Source organism: Micromonospora sp. M51, assembly GCF_018070305.1.
Lineage (GTDB): Bacteria > Actinomycetota > Actinomycetes > Mycobacteriales > Micromonosporaceae > Micromonospora > Micromonospora parva.
On the sequence record NZ_JAGPXZ010000028.1, the window covers coordinates 1 to 18,293 of the forward strand.

At 69.7% G+C, this 18,293-nt stretch carries 17 protein-coding genes; 5 read left to right on the forward strand and 12 right to left on the reverse strand.

The window, feature by feature from the left end; translation table 11 throughout:
• The coding region (locus KBX53_RS03185; RefSeq protein ID WP_247675032.1) for a DUF6350 family protein at positions 1–621 on the reverse strand (621 nt) is incomplete at its 3' end.
• 200 nt (positions 622–821) lie between these two features.
• Here KBX53_RS03185 and KBX53_RS03190 point away from each other — a divergent pair.
• Positions 822–1,088: a hypothetical protein gene (locus KBX53_RS03190; RefSeq protein WP_030337830.1), complete on the forward strand. Its 267-nt coding sequence runs from the start codon at positions 822–824 to the stop codon at positions 1,086–1,088.
• A gap of 73 nt (positions 1,089–1,161) precedes the next feature.
• Here KBX53_RS03190 and sucD read toward each other — a convergent pair whose 3' ends face one another.
• The 3 genes from sucD to KBX53_RS03205 form a co-directional block, all read right to left on the reverse strand.
• Positions 1,162–2,049, reverse strand: a complete 888-nt coding sequence (gene sucD, locus KBX53_RS03195) for a succinate--CoA ligase subunit alpha (RefSeq protein ID WP_210857756.1) — start codon at positions 2,047–2,049, stop codon at positions 1,162–1,164.
• A 2-nt stretch (positions 2,050–2,051) separates the two neighbouring features.
• Positions 2,052–3,230 (reverse strand): ADP-forming succinate--CoA ligase subunit beta, encoded by a 1,179-nt coding sequence (gene sucC, locus KBX53_RS03200; protein WP_030337832.1) that lies wholly within the window; start codon positions 3,228–3,230, stop codon positions 2,052–2,054.
• A gap of 425 nt (positions 3,231–3,655) precedes the next feature.
• Positions 3,656–4,060, reverse strand: coding sequence for a cobalamin B12-binding domain-containing protein (locus tag KBX53_RS03205; protein WP_030337833.1), 405 nt, complete (start codon positions 4,058–4,060; stop codon positions 3,656–3,658).
• Between the two features lie 473 nt (positions 4,061–4,533).
• Between KBX53_RS03205 and KBX53_RS03210 the strand changes: the two genes are divergently transcribed.
• Together KBX53_RS03210 and KBX53_RS03215 are read left to right on the forward strand one after the other, a co-directional pair.
• Positions 4,534–5,241, forward strand: a complete 708-nt coding sequence (locus KBX53_RS03210; protein WP_030337834.1) for a M23 family metallopeptidase — start codon at positions 4,534–4,536, stop codon at positions 5,239–5,241.
• A 273-nt stretch (positions 5,242–5,514) separates the two neighbouring features.
• On the forward strand, positions 5,515–6,285 hold the full coding sequence (locus KBX53_RS03215; protein ID WP_030337835.1) for a M23 family metallopeptidase: 771 nt from the start codon (positions 5,515–5,517) through the stop codon (positions 6,283–6,285).
• A gap of 98 nt (positions 6,286–6,383) precedes the next feature.
• Here KBX53_RS03215 and pcrA read toward each other — a convergent pair whose 3' ends face one another.
• The gene (gene pcrA / locus KBX53_RS03220) at positions 6,384–8,789 is read right to left on the reverse strand and encodes a DNA helicase PcrA (protein ID WP_210857757.1); all 2,406 of its coding nucleotides are present in this window, start codon (positions 8,787–8,789) and stop codon (positions 6,384–6,386) included.
• 326 nt (positions 8,790–9,115) lie between these two features.
• On the opposite strand from pcrA, the gene KBX53_RS03225 reads away from it, so the two are divergent.
• Positions 9,116–9,505, forward strand: a complete 390-nt coding sequence (locus KBX53_RS03225) for a chorismate mutase (protein WP_030337837.1) — start codon at positions 9,116–9,118, stop codon at positions 9,503–9,505.
• A gap of 130 nt (positions 9,506–9,635) precedes the next feature.
• Here the strand turns inward: KBX53_RS03225 and KBX53_RS03230 are convergent, their stop codons facing one another.
• The 7 genes from KBX53_RS03230 to KBX53_RS03260 form a co-directional block, all read right to left on the reverse strand.
• The gene (locus KBX53_RS03230) at positions 9,636–10,649 is read right to left on the reverse strand and encodes an ABC transporter ATP-binding protein (protein WP_210857758.1); all 1,014 of its coding nucleotides are present in this window, start codon (positions 10,647–10,649) and stop codon (positions 9,636–9,638) included.
• Complete coding sequence (locus KBX53_RS03235; protein WP_030337839.1) at positions 10,642–11,670, reverse strand: ABC transporter ATP-binding protein; 1,029 nt, start codon at positions 11,668–11,670, stop codon at positions 10,642–10,644. The genes KBX53_RS03230 and KBX53_RS03235 overlap by 8 nt, the downstream gene beginning before the upstream one ends.
• A gap of 26 nt (positions 11,671–11,696) precedes the next feature.
• Positions 11,697–12,665, reverse strand: a complete 969-nt coding sequence (locus KBX53_RS03240) for an ABC transporter permease (protein ID WP_030337840.1) — start codon at positions 12,663–12,665, stop codon at positions 11,697–11,699.
• Positions 12,658–13,584, reverse strand: a complete 927-nt coding sequence (locus KBX53_RS03245; protein ID WP_030337841.1) for an ABC transporter permease — start codon at positions 13,582–13,584, stop codon at positions 12,658–12,660. The genes KBX53_RS03240 and KBX53_RS03245 overlap by 8 nt, the downstream gene beginning before the upstream one ends.
• A gap of 148 nt (positions 13,585–13,732) precedes the next feature.
• A complete protein-coding gene (locus tag KBX53_RS03250; RefSeq protein WP_210857759.1) occupies positions 13,733–15,370 on the reverse strand; it encodes an ABC transporter substrate-binding protein in 1,638 nt (545 codons plus the stop codon).
• A 578-nt stretch (positions 15,371–15,948) separates the two neighbouring features.
• Positions 15,949–16,635, reverse strand: coding sequence for a response regulator transcription factor (locus KBX53_RS03255; protein WP_030337843.1), 687 nt, complete (start codon positions 16,633–16,635; stop codon positions 15,949–15,951).
• A gap of 2 nt (positions 16,636–16,637) precedes the next feature.
• Positions 16,638–17,906, reverse strand: a complete 1,269-nt coding sequence (locus tag KBX53_RS03260) for an ATP-binding protein (RefSeq protein ID WP_030337844.1) — start codon at positions 17,904–17,906, stop codon at positions 16,638–16,640.
• Positions 17,907–18,061: 155 nt separating this feature from the next.
• Between KBX53_RS03260 and KBX53_RS03265 the strand changes: the two genes are divergently transcribed.
• On the forward strand, positions 18,062–18,292 hold the full coding sequence (locus KBX53_RS03265) for a hypothetical protein (RefSeq protein ID WP_210857760.1): 231 nt from the start codon (positions 18,062–18,064) through the stop codon (positions 18,290–18,292).
• Position 18,293: the final 1 nt, after the last annotated feature.

Consider the following 18,293-nt stretch of genomic DNA (forward strand, 5'->3'; position numbering starts at 1 on the left):
CCCTGCGACGAGCAGCCGGGTCACGGCGGTGATCCGGACCGCGCCGACCAGCGCGGCGAGTGTGCCGACCACCGCGAACGTGGCGCCCGCCCGGATCAGCGACACCTCCGGTCCGCCGGTGCCGACCAGCACCGCCGCGAGCGCGCCGAGCAGCGCGTACGCGATGCCGACCGCAGCCGCGGCGAGCAGTGCCCGACGGGGCGAGCGGGTGTCGCGGGCGCCGATCGCCCGACTGACGTGCACGCCGGCACGGGTCAGCCGCCAGAGCGCGAGCACCGTCAGCGCGAGCGGGGCGAGCCCGAGCGGGCCGGACTCGGTGCGCAGGGGCACACCGTGCCCGAGCAGCCAACCGGCCAGCGCGGTGCGCAGGGTGCCGGTCAGCGTGGTGGAGTCCGTGCCGAGCTGCACCAGGCCGAGCACGATGGCGACCGGCAGGTAGGAGGTGAGCGCGGCCCAACAGGCGGCCACCCCGGCGGCGACGGGCAACGGCGCACGCCCGCGCGGCGACCCACCCGCGCGGGGCGCGGGCACCCGCCGGGCCGACGCGGCACGGTCGACCGGCCGGTCGTCGGCGCTCACACCGCCGGGACGGCTGGGACGATCAGGGGTGACGGGGGACATCAGCTCTACTCTGGCACGTCGCGCGGGCGGTGGCAGTCCGTTAACCCCTCCTAAGGACCGCGAGTTCACCGAACCGGCGTCCTGCCCACCCGGGCCGGTCTAGCCTCGGCCCAGAGGGGGCGCGAGTCGCCGCCACCCGGGACGGGTCCGCCGGCCGGCGTCCGGGCCGGCACGTCGCCCATGAGCGTTCGGAGGAAGTTGTGACGACGCCATACCCGCCTCCCCCGCCACCACCGGCGCAGGGACGCGACCGGACCACCCTCTGGGGCGTGCTGGGCATCGTGCTGGGGCTGATCTGCTGCGGCATCCTCGGCATCATCTTCGGCTACCTGTCCATCCGCGACGCCCGGCGGTACGGGCAGTCGCCGTTGCTCGGTTACCTCGCCATCGCGTTCGGCGTGATCAACATCATCGGCGGCGCGATCCTGCGGGCGACCGGCAACTACCCGTTCTGGAACAACGACTGACCGGCGGCGAGCACAGGTACGCCGAAGGGGGCCGACCGCGACCGGTCGACCCCCTTCGTGTTGCCTGACCGGCTCAGCTGCCGGACATGATCTCCCGCATCAGCTTCGCCGTCTCGGTCGGCGTCTTGCCGACCTGGACGCCGACCGCCTCCAGCGCCGCCTGCTTCGCCTCGGCGGTGCCGGCCGAGCCGGAGATGATCGCCCCGGCGTGACCCATGGTCTTGCCGGGAGGCGCGGTGAAGCCGGCGATGTAGCCGACCACCGGCTTGGTGACGTTCGCCTTGATGAACTCGGCGGCCCGCTCCTCGGCGTCGCCACCGATCTCACCGATCATGACGATGGCGTCGGTCTCCGGGTCCGCCTCGAACGCCGCGAGGGCGTCGATGTGGGTGGTCCCGATGATCGGGTCGCCGCCGATGCCGACGCAGGTGGAGAAGCCGATGTCGCGCAGCTCGTACATCATCTGGTAGGTCAGCGTGCCGCTCTTGCTGACCAGACCGATCCGGCCGGAGCCGGTGATGTCGGCCGGGATGATGCCGGCGTTGGACGCGCCCGGCGAGGCGATGCCCGGGCAGTTCGGCCCGATGATCCGGGTCCGCTCGCCCTGCGCCACGTTGTACGCCCAGAACGACGCGGTGTCGTGCACCGGGACGCCCTCGGTGATCACGACCGCCAACGGGATCGCGGCGTCGATCGCCTCGACCACGGCGGCCTTGGTGAACTGCGGCGGCACGAAGATGACGGTGACGTCGGCCCCGGTCTCGGCCATCGCGTCCGCCACGGACGCGAAGACCGGCAGCTCGGTGCCGTCGAAGTCGACAGTCTGGCCCGCCTTGCGCGGGTTGACGCCGCCCACCACGTTGGTGCCGGCGGCCAGCATCCGCCGGGTGTGCTTGGAACCCTCGGAACCGGTCATCCCCTGGACGATGACCTTCGAGTCCTTGGTCAGCCAGATAGCCATGATCAGACCCCCGCAGCTGCCAGCTCGGCGGCCCGCTCGGCCGCACCGTCCATGGTGTCCACCCGCTGCACGAGCGGGTTGTTCGCGCTGTCCAGGATCGCCCGGCCAGCCTCGGCGTTGTTGCCGTCGAGCCGGACGACGAGCGGCTTGGTGACCCGCTCGCCGCGCTGCTCCAGCAGGGCCAGCGCCTGGATGATGCCGTTGGCGACCTCGTCGCAGGCGGTGATGCCGCCGAAGACGTTGACGAAGACGCTCTTCACGGCCGGGTCGGAGAGCACGATCTCCAGCCCGTTCGCCATCACCGCGGCGCTCGCGCCGCCGCCGATGTCGAGGAAGTTGGCCGGCTTGACGTTGCCGTGCCGCTCACCGGCGTACGCGACCACGTCGAGGGTCGACATGACCAGACCCGCGCCGTTGCCGATGATGCCGACCTCGCCGTCGAGCTTGACGTAGTTGAGGTCCTTGGCCTTGGCGGCCTGCTCCAGCGGGTCCACAGCGGCCTGGTCGACCAGGGCCTCGTGGTCCGGGTGCCGGAACGCCGCGTTCTCGTCCAGGCTGATCTTGGCGTCGAGCAGCAGCATCCGACCGTCGCCGTTCTTGGCGAGCGGGTTGACCTCGACCAGAGTGGCGTCCTCGGCGACGAACGCCTGCCACAGGCCGACGGCGATCTCGACCACCTGGTCTGCGACAGCGGTCGGGAAGCCGGCAGCGGTCACGATCTCGCGGGCCTTGGCCTCGTCCACGCCCTTCACGGCGTCGATCGGGGCCTTCACGACCTTGTCGGGGGTGTCGGCGGCGACCTGCTCGATGTCCATGCCGCCGGCGACGCTGGCGATGCAGAGGAAGGTGCGGTTCGCCCGGTCGAGCAGGTACGAGAAGTAGTACTCCTCGGCCACGTCCGCGGTCACGGTGATCATGACCTTGTGGACGGTGTGACCCTTGATGTCCATGCCGAGGATGTCGGTGGCCCGAGCCACCGCCTCATCCGGGCCCTCGGCCAGCTTGACGCCGCCGGCCTTACCTCGGCCGCCGACCTTTACCTGCGCCTTGACGACCACACGGCCGCCGAGGCGTTCGGCGATCGCGCGGGCCTCTTCCGGGGTAGTGGCGACGCCGCCGGCCAGCACGGGCAAGCCGTGCCGCTCGAACAGGTCCCGCCCCTGGTACTCGTACAGGTCCACGATTGCGCGTCCCGTCCCGTCTCCGCGGCGCGCCGTCGCGCCGCCACCAGCGTTCAGAAAACAGTTTGACGCCTGTCATCAGTTGAAACAGGCCATTGGCCGCAGCCTAGCGAGGTCGGCACCGCCGGCAACCGAGCGGGTGCACGGTGTGCGGTAATGCACAACCGGACATCAGGTGTGGCCGGTTTCCGGTCATCACCCGGGTGACATCCACCGTCCGAGCGATGTTGTCCGGCTTGCGTAACCCTGCCGTGGGGGCGTCGTTGAGTCAGATGTCGGAGCGCTGAACAGCGCAATGACGGGAGACGGCCGATGCCCTGTCGGTCGAGGGGTGGCGGCGGGGCATCGTGCATAGAGGGGCCGGACGTGTGAGGGGTGCGTCCGGCCCCTCCCCCGTGCCCAGATCCGGTCGCCCGGCGTGTTTCTCAGGAAACCGGCTGGGCCACGTTCTGCCGGACCCAGTCGACAATCGCCTGAGTGGTGGCGCCCGGCGTGAAGATCTTCGCCACGCCCAGCTTCTCCAACTCGGGAATGTCGCCGTTCGGAATGATGCCGCCGCCGAACACGACGATGTCGCGGGCGTCCCGCTCAGCGAGCAGTTCCAGCACCCGCCGGAAGAGCGTCATGTGCGCGCCGGAGAGCACGGACAGGCCGACCGCGTCGGCGTCCTCCTGGATGGCTGTTTCCACGATCTGCTCGGGAGTCTGGTGCAGGCCGGTGTAGACGACCTCCATCCCGGCGTCCCGCAGGGCGCGCGCGACGACCTTCGCGCCTCGGTCGTGGCCGTCCAGGCCAGGCTTCGCGACGACGACCCGGATACGAGAGCTCATCAGCGCACACCTTTCACCGGCTTGACCGCCTTCACCTTAACGAACGGTAACCCGGCGGGCCCGGCCCGGGAAATCCGGGCTCCGTCACCGGCCGTTACCCGGCGCAGCCGCCCGGCAACCCCGGGTGCTCAGGCCGCGAACCCTCCCGCCACCTCCTGGACAGTGCCGTCGACACGATCCCGGCGCGGTGCGGAGTCAAGCCGGACGAGTCCGCCGGAACGGTCACGCTCGGCGACGAACGGGCAGCGACGGGGGCACCGTTCGGCGTCGCGATGCATGACAATCATGGACGCAAACGGACAGATCGACACGCCAATTTCTCGCTCTAGCTTGTGACTCGCCTGGCGAATGGCTAACGTGTCCACGGTTGTCATCAGGTCCATGGACGGGTGACGACGCGGTCAGCGGACGTTCACTGGAACTTCAGAGGACGCCCACCGGCCGCTTCGGAACCCCGACAACGGAGGGTGTGCGTGCGCCAGCGCCTGTCGTCTGAGCCCGATCGATATCGCGGTCGCCGCCGCGTACCCACCCCACCCCGCAGCCGTTACGCCGCTGTCGTCACCACCGCGTTCGTCGGTGCCGGCATCGTGGCCCTCGGCGCGAGCGCCCTGCCGGACGCCAAGGACGTCAGCCCGTCGGTCCTCGACGAGCTCAAGCAGGCGTCGGTCACCAGCCAGGATGCCGCTGCCCGTTCGGAGAACGCCGACCGCGCCTCCCGGGACAGCCGCAAGGAGGACAGCGCCGAGCCCGAGGTCTGGCTGCTGCCGCTGCAGGGCTACGACTTCAACTCCCCGTACGGGATGCGCTGGGGCAAGCTGCACACCGGCGTCGACCTGGTCGCCGCCGAGGGCACTCCCTATGTGGCGATCCACGATGGCCTGGTCACCAAGGCCGGCTGGTTCGGCGGGTACGGCAACGCGGTGATCGTCCAGCACGCCGACGGCAGCGAGGCCATCTACGGCCACTCCTCCGCGGTCAGCGTGAAGGAAGGCCAGCAGGTCAAGGCGGGCGACCAGCTCGGCCTGGTGGGTCAGACCGGCCACGCGTACGGCACCCACCTGCACCTGGAGATCCATGTCAAGGGGCAGCCGAAGGACCCGGTGCCGTTCCTCCAGGAGCGCGGAGTGGACATCAAGCTGCAAGTCGAGGCAATTTACAGCGAGGTAGCCGCCTCCTGACGCTTCGTCACGACCGTTGACCGCCCGGATCTGTCGATCCGGGCGGTTTTTCGTGCGGCGGCTCTGGCTGATGTATCCCGGGTCACAGCGGCGATTGTGACCGACGACACGGGCAAACATGATCACTTTTCCGGAAGTAGCGCACCAGAGCGGATCATATCCGGGCAGCCGGCCGTCCGTTGGTGCTCCGACCGTTCGGTCCCCGCGCCTGCCGCAACTCGGCCCGACACCAGTATTTCGAGGTCAAGTGCCCCTCGACTGTGAAGGTCCGCCGTGCAGGAAGACAGCCCCGTCCAGAACGAGAACACCCCCGACACCAGCCAGACCGCGCAGCCGCGGCGCACCGGCCGACGGAACCGCCTCATAGTGCTCGGGGCCGCCGCCCTGGTAGCCCTCGGCCTCGGTGGGGTCGCCGTCGCCACCAGCGGCACCGACCACCCGGCACCCGCCGCCGTCTCCCTCGACACCCAGTCCCGGGCCGAGGCCGCGGGCCGGGCCGACCGCTCGGTACGCGAGTCGAGCGCGCCGGCCACCCCCTCGATCAGCCCGACGCCGAGCCCGTCCGCGGTCAGCGCCAGCCCGACCCCCACCAGGACGGCCGTCGCGAAGGCCAAGCCGAAGCCGAAGAAGACCACCAAGCCCGCGCCTGCCTGGGTCAACCCGATGCCGGGAGCAGCCGTCACCTCCTGCTACGGGCAGCGCTGGGGCACCCTGCACGCCGGTATCGACCTGGCGCTGCCCTCCGGTACGCCGATCCGCGCCGCCGCCGCGGGCACCGTGACCCAGGCCGGCGACGCCTCCGACGGGTACGGCAACTCCGTCTTCGTCGACCACGGCAACGGCTACCTGACCCACTACGCCCACCAGAGCCGCATCGCGGTCACGGTCGGGCAGGCGGTCAAGGCCGGCCAGGTCATCGGCTACGAGGGCGCCACCGGCGACGCCACCGGCCCGCACCTGCACTTCGAGGTGCACCAGGGCATGTGGAACCAGATCGATCCGGCCCCGTTCATGCGGGCGCGCGGCGTCGACCTGGGCTGCTGACGCCTGCACGTCTCCGGAACAACATCAGGGAAAGAGTGGCCTCAGACAGCGCTGAGACCACCCTTTCCCTGATCTGGTGCGATCTCCGGCGTGCCGGGTCAGAGCTTGTCGACCGGGGCGTGCCGAAGCACCAGCCACATGGTCTGGTCGCCGAAGTCGATCTGCGCGCGGGCACCCGGGCCGTGGCCCTCGACGGCGAGCACCCGGCCCAGCCCGTACCGCTGGTGATTGACCCGGTCGCCCGCTGACACCTTCGGCCCCTGCGGCAGCTCGCTGGCCGTGGTCAGCCGGCTGGCGTCCACGCCGAGCCGCTGGGCCAGCTGCGCCGCCTTCGGCGTGCCACCGGTGAAGGTGCCACGGCCGCCGGGCGCGCGGTCCGCACGGCCGCCGACGCCGCCGCCCCCGCCGGCCCACGAGGTGTACGACCCCTCGGTGCGCTCCCAGTGCACCAACTCGGTCGGCAACTCCTCCAGGAAGCGCGACGGCGGGTTGTAGGACGGCTGCCCCCAGGCCGAGCGGGTCACCGCCCGGGAGAGGTAGAGCCGCTGCCGAGCGCGGGTGATGCCGACGTACGCCAGCCGGCGCTCCTCCTCCAGCTCGCGGGTGTCGCCGAGCGAGCGCAGGTGCGGGAAGACGCCGTCCTCCAACCCGGTCAGGAAGACCACCGGGAACTCGAGCCCCTTGGCGGTGTGCAACGTCATCAGGGTGACCACGCCCTGGTGGTCGGGGTCGTCGGAGGGGATCTGGTCGGCGTCGGCGACCAGCGCCACCTGCTCCAGGAAGCCGGCCAGGGTGGCCCGCTCCCCGTCGGCGCCGAGCGCCTCGATCCGCTCGGTGTACTCGCGGGCGACGCTGACCAGTTCCTGGAGGTTGTCCACCCGACCGGCGTCCTGCGGGTCCAGGCTCTCCTCCAGCTCGGTGAGGTAGCCGGAGCGGGTCAGCAGCGCCTCCAGCACCTCCTCGGGGGTGCCGGTCTCGGCCAGCTCACGGGCGCCGTCGAGCAGCGCCACGAAGTCGGCGATGCCGTTCGCCGCCCGGCTGGAGATGCCCGGCGCCTCCCGGGCCCGGCGCAGGGCCGCGCCGAAGGAGATCCGATCACGGCTGGAGAGCGCCTCGACACACGCCTCGGCCCGGTCGCCGATCCCCCGGCGCGGGGTGTTGAGCACCCGCCGCAGGCTCACCGTGTCGTCGTCGTTGACCACCGAACGCAGGTACGCCAGGGCGTCGCGGACCTCCTTGCGCTCGTAGAAGCGCACCCCGCCGACCACCTTGTAGGGCAGGCCGACGCGGATGAACACCTCCTCGAAGACGCGGGACTGGGCGTTGGTGCGGTAGAAGACCGCCACGTCGCCGGGGCGGGTCTCGTCGGCGTCGACCAGCCGGTCGATCTCGCGGGCCACCCAGTCGGCCTCGGCGTGCTCGGTGTCGGCCACGTAGCCGACGATCTGCTCGCCGGCGCCGGCCTCGCTCCACAGCCGTTTGGGTTTGCGGGAGGTGTTGCGGTCGATCACCGCGTTGGCCGCGTTGAGAATCGTCTGGGTGGAGCGGTAGTTCTGCTCCAGCAGGATCGTCCGGGCGTCGGTGAAGTCCCGTTCGAACTCCAGGATGTTGCGGATCGTCGCACCCCGGAACGCGTAGATCGACTGGTCGGCGTCGCCGACCACGCACAGCTCGGCGGGCGCCAACCCGTCGGTGCCGGAGACCAACTCCTTGATCAGGACGTACTGGGCGTGGTTGGTGTCCTGGTATTCGTCCACCAGCACGTGCCGGAACCGCCGCCGGTAGCTCTCCGCGACGTGCGGGTGGGACTGGAGCAGGTGCACCGTGGTCATGATCAGGTCGTCGAAGTCCAGGGCGTGCGCCTCACGCAACCGGCGCTGGTAGAGCGTGTACGCCTCGGCCAGTGCCCGCTCGTTGGGGCCGGTGGCCCGCGCCGCGAACTGCTCCGGGTCGACCAGCTCGTTCTTGAGGTTGGAGACCTGGGCGGCGAGCCCTCGCGCCGGGTAGCGCTTCGGGTCGAGATCCAGCTCGCGGGTCACCAACTGCATCAGCCGGCGGGAGTCGTCCGCGTCGTAGATCGAGAACGTCGACTTGAGGCCGGCGTGCTCGTGCTCGGCGCGCAGGATCCGCACGCAGGCCGAGTGGAACGTCGACACCCACATCAGGCGGGCCCGGGGGCCCACCAGCGCGGCGACGCGCTCCTTCATCTCGCCGGCGGCCTTGTTGGTGAAGGTGATCGCGATGATCTCACCGGGGTGCACGTCCCGAGCGGCGAGCAGGTAGGCGATCCGGTGCGTGAGCACCCGGGTCTTGCCCGACCCGGCGCCGGCCACGATCAGCAGCGGCGAGGCGGCATGACTGACGGCGTCGCGCTGCGGCCCGTTCAGCCCGTCGAGGAGCTGCTGCGGATCGAGACGCGCGGCGACCGCCCCGGGTCGGTGCGGGCGGGCCGGCGCGGACTCCGGCGCAGGCGGGGACGCGGGGATGTCGAAGAGAGGATGCATCGCCCGACAAGTCTATGCCGCCGGCCCGACACTGTGCCTTCGGCGCTCAGCGGCTCGTGCCCGACACCGCGCACCACCACCGGGTGCGCCCACCGTCGGGAAAGCTGCCCTTCTCGACCCGGACTGCTTGCGCGCCGGGCAACGACGTGGGCATACTCGACGGCGTGATCGCTGCGCGCTACTACTTTTACTATGGCACCGGGAGTCCGGCTGTCGTAGGTCGCGCCTGATCGATTCAGACCTGCTAAAGCCCCGGGCTCCTGGAGTCCGGGGCTTTTTCCGTCCCAGGTTCCGGGCACCGGGCACCACACTGCGAGAGGTACCCGATGATGACAGACGTGATGGAGCAGAGCGGCGGCCCGACCCGACCGGGGCAGCCCGCAGCGCAGGGCGCTGGGCCGGTGGCGGCCACACCGCCGACGGGTGGGCACACCGAACCGGCCGAGCAGCAGACCGGCACCGAGGAGCCGTCCGCCTCCGCGCGGATCGTGCAGATCAGGGAACGGATCGACGAGATCGACAACGCGTTGATCACGCTCTGGCAGGAGCGGGCCGCGTTGTCCCAGGAGGTCGGGGCGACCCGGATGGCGTCCGGTGGGACCCGCCTGGTGCTCTCCCGGGAACGGGAGATCCTGGAGCGGTTCCGGGTCGCGCTCGGCGCCGACGGCACCCAGCTGGCCCTGCTGCTGCTCCGCGCCGGCCGCGGCCCGCTGTGAGCCACACCGGCCGGCCGTCGGATCACCCTACGCGCTGAACCATGGCCGCGTGCAGCACTCGTCCAGGGGTCTCTGACAGACGAAACCGCCTGCCGTCGTCGCGATGACGGCGGCAGGCGGTTTCGGTGACTCACACCTCGTGGGTGGCGACGATCTCGCGCTTCTCGGCGAAGTGGCAGGCGCTCGGGTGGTCCGAGCCCGGCCGGACCTCCAGCAGCGGGACCTGCTCGGCGCAGACGTCCTGCGCCTTCCAGCAGCGGGTCCGGAACCGGCAGCCCGAGGGCGGGCTGATCGGCGACGGCACGTCACCCGTGAGCCGGATGATCGTCTTGTTGTGCCGCTGCGTCGGGTCCGGCACCGGCACCGCGGAGAGCAGAGCCTGGGTGTACGGGTGGGTCGGCCGCTCGTAGATCTCGTCCTCGGTGCCGATCTCCACGATCTTGCCGAGGTACATCACCGCGACCCGGTCCGAGAGGTGGCGGACCACCGACAGGTCGTGCGCGATGAAGACGTACGACAGCCCGAACTCGCCCTGCAGCTGCTCCAGCAGGTTCATGACCTGGGCCTGGATGGAGACGTCGAGCGCCGACACCGGCTCGTCGCAGACGATGATCTCGGGCCGCAACGCGAGCGCACGGGCGATGCCGATGCGCTGACGCTGACCGCCGGAGAACTGGTGCGGGTACCGGTTGATGTGCTCGGGGTTGAGCCCGACCAGGTCGAGCAGCTCCCTGACCTTCGCCCGGCGGCTGCCCTTCGGCGCCACCTCCGGGTGGATCTCGAACGGCTCACCGAGCAGGTCACCGACGGTCATCCGCGGGTTCAGCGAGGTGTACGGGTCCTGCATGACCAGCTGGATCTGCCGGCGCAGGCGCCGCAGCGCACCACCGGACAGCTTGGAGATGTCCTGACCCTTGTAGAGGACGCTGCCTTCGGTCGGCTTCTCCAGGTTCATCAGCACCCGGGCGAGCGTCGACTTGCCGCAGCCGGACTCGCCGACCACGCCGAGCGTCTCGCCGGCGCGCAGATCGAAGGAGACCCCGTCGACCGCCTTGACCTGACCGACGGTCTTCTTGAACACCACACCCTGCGTCACGGGGTAGTGCTTGACCAGGTCACGGACCTCGAGGATGTTCTCAGACACGGTTCACCAGCTCCTCGGCGAAGTGGCAGGCGCTGGCCCGGGCATTGCCCACCTGCAGCAGCGGCGGGACCTTCTCCCGACACACCGGCTGAGCCATGGGGCAGCGCGGGTTGAACGGGCAGCCCGGCGGGATGTTCATCAGGTTCGGCGGGAGGCCCTTGATCGTCCGGAGCTGCTGCCCCTTCTCGTCCATCCGCGGGATCGAGTCGATCAGACCCATCGTGTACGGGTGCGCCGGCTTGGCGTACAGGTCGTACACGTCCGCTTCCTCGACGATCCGGCCCGCGTACATGACCGCGATCCGGTCCGCGACGTCGGCGACCACGCCGAGGTCGTGGGTGATCAGGATCATGCCCATCTGCCGCTCACGCTGGAGCTCGGCCAGCAGGTCCATGATCTGGGCCTGCACGGTCACGTCGAGAGCGGTGGTCGGCTCGTCCGCGATCAGCACCTCCGGGTCGAGCGCCAGCGACATCGCGATCATCGCGCGCTGCCGCATACCGCCGGAGAACTGGTGCGGGTAGTTGTTGAACCGACCCTTGGCGTTCGGGATCTTGACCTGGTCGAGCATGTCGATCGCGCGCTTCTTGGCCTCCGCGCGACCCATGCCCCGCCGGACCCGGAACTGCTCGGCGATCTGGAACCCGACGGTGAAGACGGGGTTCAGCGCGGAGAGCGCGTCCTGGAAGATCATCGCGATGCCCTCGCCGCGGATGCGGCGGCGCTCCTCGTCGGACATGCGCAGCATGTCCTTGCCGTGGAAGCGGACCTGCCCACCGGTCACGAAGCCCGGCGGCGTGTCGAGGATGCCCATGATGGTCTGCGCCGTGACGCTCTTACCGGAGCCGGACTCGCCGAGCACGGCGAGGGTCTCCCCCGCGTCGACGTGGTACGTGACCCCGTTGATGACCTTTGCGACGCCGTCCCGGGTACGGAACTCCACCCGCAGGTCGTCGACCTCGAGCAGCCGGCCGGAGGGACGCCCGGAGCCGCCGGATCCCGGCGCTGACTGCTCGGACACGAGAATGTCGGACAACTGGATCTCCCCTAGCGGAGTTTCGGATCGAGGGCCTCGCGGACCGACTCACCGAGCATCACGAAGCTCAGCACTGCGGTGACGAGGAACGCGGCGGGGAAGAACACCAGCCCCGGCGCGACCCGGACGAACTGCTGCCCATCACTGATCATGATGCCCCAGGACACCACCGGCGACTTCAGACCGACGCCCAGGAACGACAGCGTGGCCTCGGCGCCGATGAACGAGCCGACCATGATCGTGCCGTAGACCAGCAGTGGGGCCAGGCAGTTCGGCAGCAGGTGCTTGAGGATGATCCGGCCGGTGCCGGCACCCAGTGCGCGGGCCGCGACGATGTAGTCGGCCTCCTTGGTGGCGAGCACCGAGGAGCGCATCAGCCGCATCACGACCGGCCAGCTCAGCACGATCAGCGACGCGATCACCAGGCCCATGATCTGGGCCTTGCTGTTGCCGGAGCCCGACCCGTTGAACGTGGTCAGGATGACGATCGCGCCGAGCACGAAGGGCAGACCGAAGAAGACGTCGGCGATCCGGCTCAGCAGCGCGTCCACCCAACCACCGCGGTAGCCGGAGATGATGCCCATCGTTCCGCCGATGAGCAGGGTGCCCAGCACGGAGAGCACGGCGACCACGACGGAAGCCCGTGCGCCGTAGATGACCCGGGCGTAGACGTCACGGCCCTGCACGTCGTAGCCGAACCAGCCATTGGCCGACGGCTTGTCGAGGCTGCGGGACAGCGAACCGTTGACCGCGTCGCCCGGGGCGAAGAGCGCCGGGAAGGCCGCCATCAGCAGGAAGATCAGGATCAGCGTGGCCGAGATCCAGAACAGCGGCTTGCGCCGCAGGTCACGCCAGGCGTCGGCGAGCAGGCCGCGCGGCTTCTCGTTGCTCTGCGGCTGACCCGCGGTGGCGGGGGCGGCGGAGTCGGTCGGGTGTGCGCCAGGGGTGCTGACGATCGATGCGGTACTCGGGTCACTCATAACGGATCCTCGGGTCCAGGGCGGCGTAGAGCAGGTCAACCAGCAGGTTCATCACGAGATAGACCAGCACCAGGACGACCACGATTCCTACCACCGTGGCGCTTTCCTTGGTGATGATCGCCCGGAAGACCTGGCGGCCGATTCCGTTGATGCCGAAGATTCCCTCGGTGACGATCGCGCCACCCATCAGGGCGCCGAGGTCGGTGCCGAGCAGGGTCACCACTGGGATGAGCGAGTTGCGCAGCAGGTGCACGCCCACCACCCGGCGCATCGGCAGGCCCTTGGCGATCGCGGTACGCACGTAGTCCGCGCGACGGTTCTCCGCGATGCTCGTTCGTGCCACCCGGGCGATGTACGCCACCGACGCGCTACCGAGCACGAAGCCCGGCACGATCAGCTCGGACCACCGCATCTCCGAGGAGACGGTCGGCTTGATGATGCCCCACTGCACACCCAGCAGCCACTGCAGCACGAAGCCGACCACGAAGACCGGCAGCGCGATCAGGAAGAGGGTGGAGACCAGGACCAGGTTGTCCAGGAAGCCGTTACGCCGCAGGCCGCTCAGCACGCCGGCACCGAGGCCGATGATCGCCTCGATGGCGAGCGCCACGAGCGCCAGCTTCAGCGTGTTCGGGTACGAGGTCATGATGATGTCGCTGATCTCGCGCTGCGAGAAGGTCTGACCGAAATCGCCCTGGAGCAGGTTCTTCATGTAGCTGCCGTACTGCACGAAGACGTTCTGGTCGAGGTGGTACTTCTCGGTCATGAAGGCGATGTACTGGTCCGGGCAGCGGCGCTCACCGCACTTGCCGGCGAACGGGTCGCCGGGGACGGCCCAGACGAGCCAGTAGATCAGGAACGTCGTACCGATGAAGACCGGCACGAGTTGGAGCAGCCGTCTCAACAGATAACGGCCCATGGGGTGGTCCTCCAGACAGGGGGCGCGTCGGACGGCCGACACGGTGGTGACAACGTGCGAGTGGAGCGTTGTAACACCCACTCGCGGAACGGCCCCGGGTCGGGCTCACCGGATGTGGCGAGCCCGACCCGGGGTCAGACCGTTCGGATCAGAGCTCGACCGAGGTGATGTCGATCTCGCCGACGTTGTTCAGCTCGAGCTTCTTGATCTTCTCCGAGTGGCCGGACTGCTGGCCGTAGAAGTAGACCGGGATGCTCGGGACGTCCTGGTCGACCTTCTCGACGGCCTTGGCGAACGCCTCGTGCGAGGCCTCCAGGCTCGGCGCGCCGCTGGCCTGCTTGGCCAGCGCGTCGACCTCGGGGTTGCTGTACAGACCGTCGTTGGAGGAGCCGTTGGTGACGAACAGGGGGTTCACCCAGTTCTCCACGTCCGGGTAGTCCTGCTGCCAGGCGGCGCGGTACGGGCCCTTCATGGTGTGGGCGTTGATGTTCTGGCGGAAGACCGCGAAGGTCGGCACGCCCTCAGCCCGAGCGTTGATGTTGAGGTTGGTCTTGATCTGCTGCGCGACGGCGTCCATCCAGTCCTTGTGGGCGGAGTCCGCGTTGTAGTAGAAGACCATCTCACCGGTGAAGCCACCGGCCTCGGCGAGCAGCGTCTTGGCCGTCTCCGGGTCGAACTTGCAGGCGGTGCAGTTGCCCGGCTTGGCGCCCGGGGTCAGCGGGTTCGCCCAGCTGTCGGCCGGCTTGCGGGTGCCGAAGAAGATCTTGTCCGAGATCTCCTGCCGGTTGACCGCCAGCGACACGGCACGACGCAGCTTCGGGTTCTGGAAGCGCTTGTCGTAGATCGGGAACGCGATGAACGCGGTCGACGGCGTGACGGTCGAGCGGCCCCGGTCACCGAGGTCGGTCTTCCACTTGTCACCGGCGAGCGCCGAGGTGGGGACAACCTCCATGAAGTCGAGGTTGTTCGCCAGCAGGTCGGCGTAGGCGGCGTTGTCGTCCTGGTACAGCTTGACGTCGACGTCCTTGATCTTCATCTTGTCGCGAAGATTGTAGTCGTCGAAGCGCGTCAGCTTGATGAGGGAGTTGTCCTCCCACGACACGAACTTCACCGGGCCGTTGGCGATCGGCTTGCGGCCGAACTCCTCGGGCTTCATGGTGAAGAACACGTCCGGCAGCGGCATGAAGGCGCTGTAGCCGAGCTTGGTCGGGAAGACCGCGGTCGGCGCCGACAGCGTGACCTCGAAGGTCTGCTCGTCGATGACCTTCAGGCCGGACATCTTGTCGGTCGTCGGCGTCGGGGCCTTCTTCGGGCCGTCCGGGCCGTCCGGGTCCGTGGTGTAGGTCTGGTCGAAGCCCGCGATGTCGGCGAAGAAGGTGCCGTTCTGCGCGCCGTTCGGCGAGTAGGCGGCCCAGTTCCAGGCGTCGACGAAGTTCTTCGCCTTGACCTCGGTACCGTCGTGGAACTTGGTACCGGCCTTGATCTTGATCGTGAAGACCTTGGAGTCCGTGGTGTTGATGGACTCCGCCAGCGCGTTACGCGGGGCCCCACCGTCGTTCGGGTACTCGACCAGGCCGGTCCACAGCCAGTCGACGATCTTCCCGCCGCCGGTCTCCGTGGTGTTCGACGGGACCAGCGGGTTCTCCGGCTGGACGCCGTGCACAACGATCGAGCCGTCCGCGCTGGCGGCAGTATCGCCGTCGCCGCCGCTCGAGCAACCGCTCGCGACAAGCGCGGCAGCCGCGCTGAGCGCGATGGCGCTCGTCGCCCGCTTCGAGACTCTCATTCCGAGGGGCCTCCTCTTTCTAACCAGGTTCCGTCGTGGGTTTCACGCACGTTTGGGGGTGACACCGCCCGACCACCCCGGGGCGCGGGTCGCCGGGACCACAGGGAAGTTGGGGACACCCCTGATGTTCCGATCCGCCGGGCTCCCTCACCAACGAGGCGCGACACGACGCAACCGACACAGCCACGGGCCGCCGTGATCGGCAGATTCGTGGTCGTGGGGCGTACGGAGTGCCACACACCGATGGTGAGGTGCTGCCACTGTGACACCCACTGGCCGCTTCCGTGAAGGTGCCGTTATCAAGCCGTTAGTTGCCCGCCACGTTGCCGATACTTGAAAAATGATCATAAAACGGTCGCCGCAGGCAGCGTTGAGCAGGAAATACGTTGCGCCGCCCGAACACGAGGCCTCAGCCCGTGCGCGTCCCCGAGGTCACCCGGGCCCGGTGGGACGTCCGTCACCACTCACGTTTCGAGCCATCCGGATGAGGGTGCCCAGGACTACCCGGCCACGATCACCGGCTGGGTGGACGAGGGTGCGCCGGACGTTTCTCTGATCCTCGCCGCTGGCGACCCACGTCAGACGAGCCGGCGATCCGCCGCCCACCGGGAGAGCTCGTAACGGTTGGACATCTGGAGCTTGCGCAGCACGTTGGACACGTGCGTCTCCACCGTCTTGATGGAGATGAACAGCTCCTTGGCGATCTCCTTGTACGCGTACCCCCGGGCCAGCAGCCGCAGCACCTCCCGCTCACGGTTGGTGAGCTGGTCCAGCTCCGGGTCGGCCACCGGGGCGTCCGGCCGGGCCGCGAAGGCGTCCAGCACGAACCCGGCCAGCCGTGGGCTGAACACCGCGTCGCCGTCGGCCACCCGACGGATCGCGGCAGCCAACTCGTCCGGGGAGATGGTCTTGGTGACGTACCCCCGGGCACCGGCACGGATCAGCCCGATCACGTCCTCCGCCGCGTCGGAGACGCTCAACGCCAGGAACTTGACCTGCGGATGGGTACGCCGCATCGCCTCCAGCACCGCGCGACCGCCACCGTCGGGCATGTGCACGTCGAGCAGGACCACGTCCGGGCCGACGGCGGCGATCCGGGTGACCGCCTCGGCCACCGTGCTCGCCTCGCCCACCACCTCGACGTGGGCGCCCAACTCCGCGCGCACCCCGGCCCGGAACATGGCGTGGTCGTCCACCAGGAACACCCGCAGCCGCTCGGGGCGGGCATCCGCCGGGTCGAGGTGCTCGGTCGACTGCTCGGCCATGGTCATCTGTTCCTTTCCGCTGCGGACGAGTCCCGGGAGATCGGCAGGATCAACCGGACCTCGGTCCCCTCCCCCGGGCCGGACCGGATTTCGGCCCGTCCGCCGTGCCGCTTCATCCGCCCGATGATCGAGCCGCGTACGCCGTGCCGGTGGTCCTCCACGGTATCCGGATCGAAGCCCTTCCCCCGGTCCCGAACGAAGACGCTGACCTGATCCGGCTCCACCTCGGCGTAGAGCGACACGGTCTGCACGCCGGCGTGCCGGGCCGCGTTCACCAGAGCCTCGCGGGCGGCCGCCACCAGTGCCCCGACCTTCTCGTCGGTCTCCCGATCGCCGACCACCACCGTCTCCACGCTGATCGCGAAGGTGTCCTCGACCTCGGCCGCGGCCTGCTCCAGGGCGGCGGCGAAGCGCTCGCTCGGCGAGGCGGTGGGCTTGTAGAGCCAGTTGCGCAGCGAACGCTCCTGCCCTCGGGCCAGCCGCTGCACGGTCTTCACGTCACCGGCGTTGCGCTGGATCAGGGCCAACGTGTGCAGCACCTGGTCGTGCACCATGGCGGCCAACTCGGCCCGCTCCTGCTCGCGGATGCGCCCCTCGCGCTCCGAGCGGAGCTGGCTGTACGTCCGCCAGAGCACCGGCGCGGCGACCACGCCGACGCCCGCCAGCCCGACCAGCGCGAAGATCACGCCGTTGATCACCGCGTCGAAGTTCTGTGCCGGCGAGTAGACGGCCGCGACACCGATGATGCCGACCGCGACCAGCACTCCACCGCCGATGAACCGGAGCACGAAGGCCCGGCGGTCGCTCTCCTCGACGACTGCGCCGAGCCAGGGCACCGGCATCGCGTCGCCCCACTGCCGCCGCCGCTCGGGCGCGGACTGGTGCCAGATGACCCCGGCGCCGACCGCGATGATCGCCACCAACCAGCCGGCGGTGCCCGCCGCGCCCACCGAGTCGAAGACCATCACCTGGATCAGCAGGACACCGAGCCCGATCCCCACGAACGGCAGGAGTTGGGCGACATCCCGCCGGGGCGGCACCGCAGTGTCACCGGGACGCAGCGGCACCACCGCCCAGAAGGCCGCGTAGAGCAGCAGACCGAGCCCGCTCAGCCCGAGCAGGACCATGAACGCGACGCGCACCCGCAGCACCGAGATGCCGAGGTGGTCGGCGATACCGGCGGCGACGCCGGCGGCCATCCGGTGCTCGGGGGCGCGGTAGAGCCGCGGGGGTGGGGTCACGGTGCTGCTGATCGGAGGCTCCCTGGTCACGGTGGCGGACAGGTCGAGGTCGGTGACTCGATCGTCACACGCTGCGGCGTCGGTGACCACGGGGACGCCCCCGACATTCCGGCCGCCGGATCTCAGGGTGGGGTCAGGGTCGGGTCCTGAGGTCGTTCGGGTGCGCCGGGCAGCAGGATCGAAGCATGACCGAGGAAGCTGCCCCGCCGCCCCGACCGGGGTCGGCACAGTCGGGCGGTTCAGCACCGCCCCCGCCCGCCACCACGCCCACCGAATGGACCGAGCCCCGCACCTTCGGTCCGCACGCTGGCACCGACGCGCCCGCCGACACCGCACCCGGCGATCCGGCCGACGGCTACGCGCCGCCCGCTGCGGGCTACGGTCCAGGCCCGGGGTTCGCGGCGGGCGGCGCGTAGC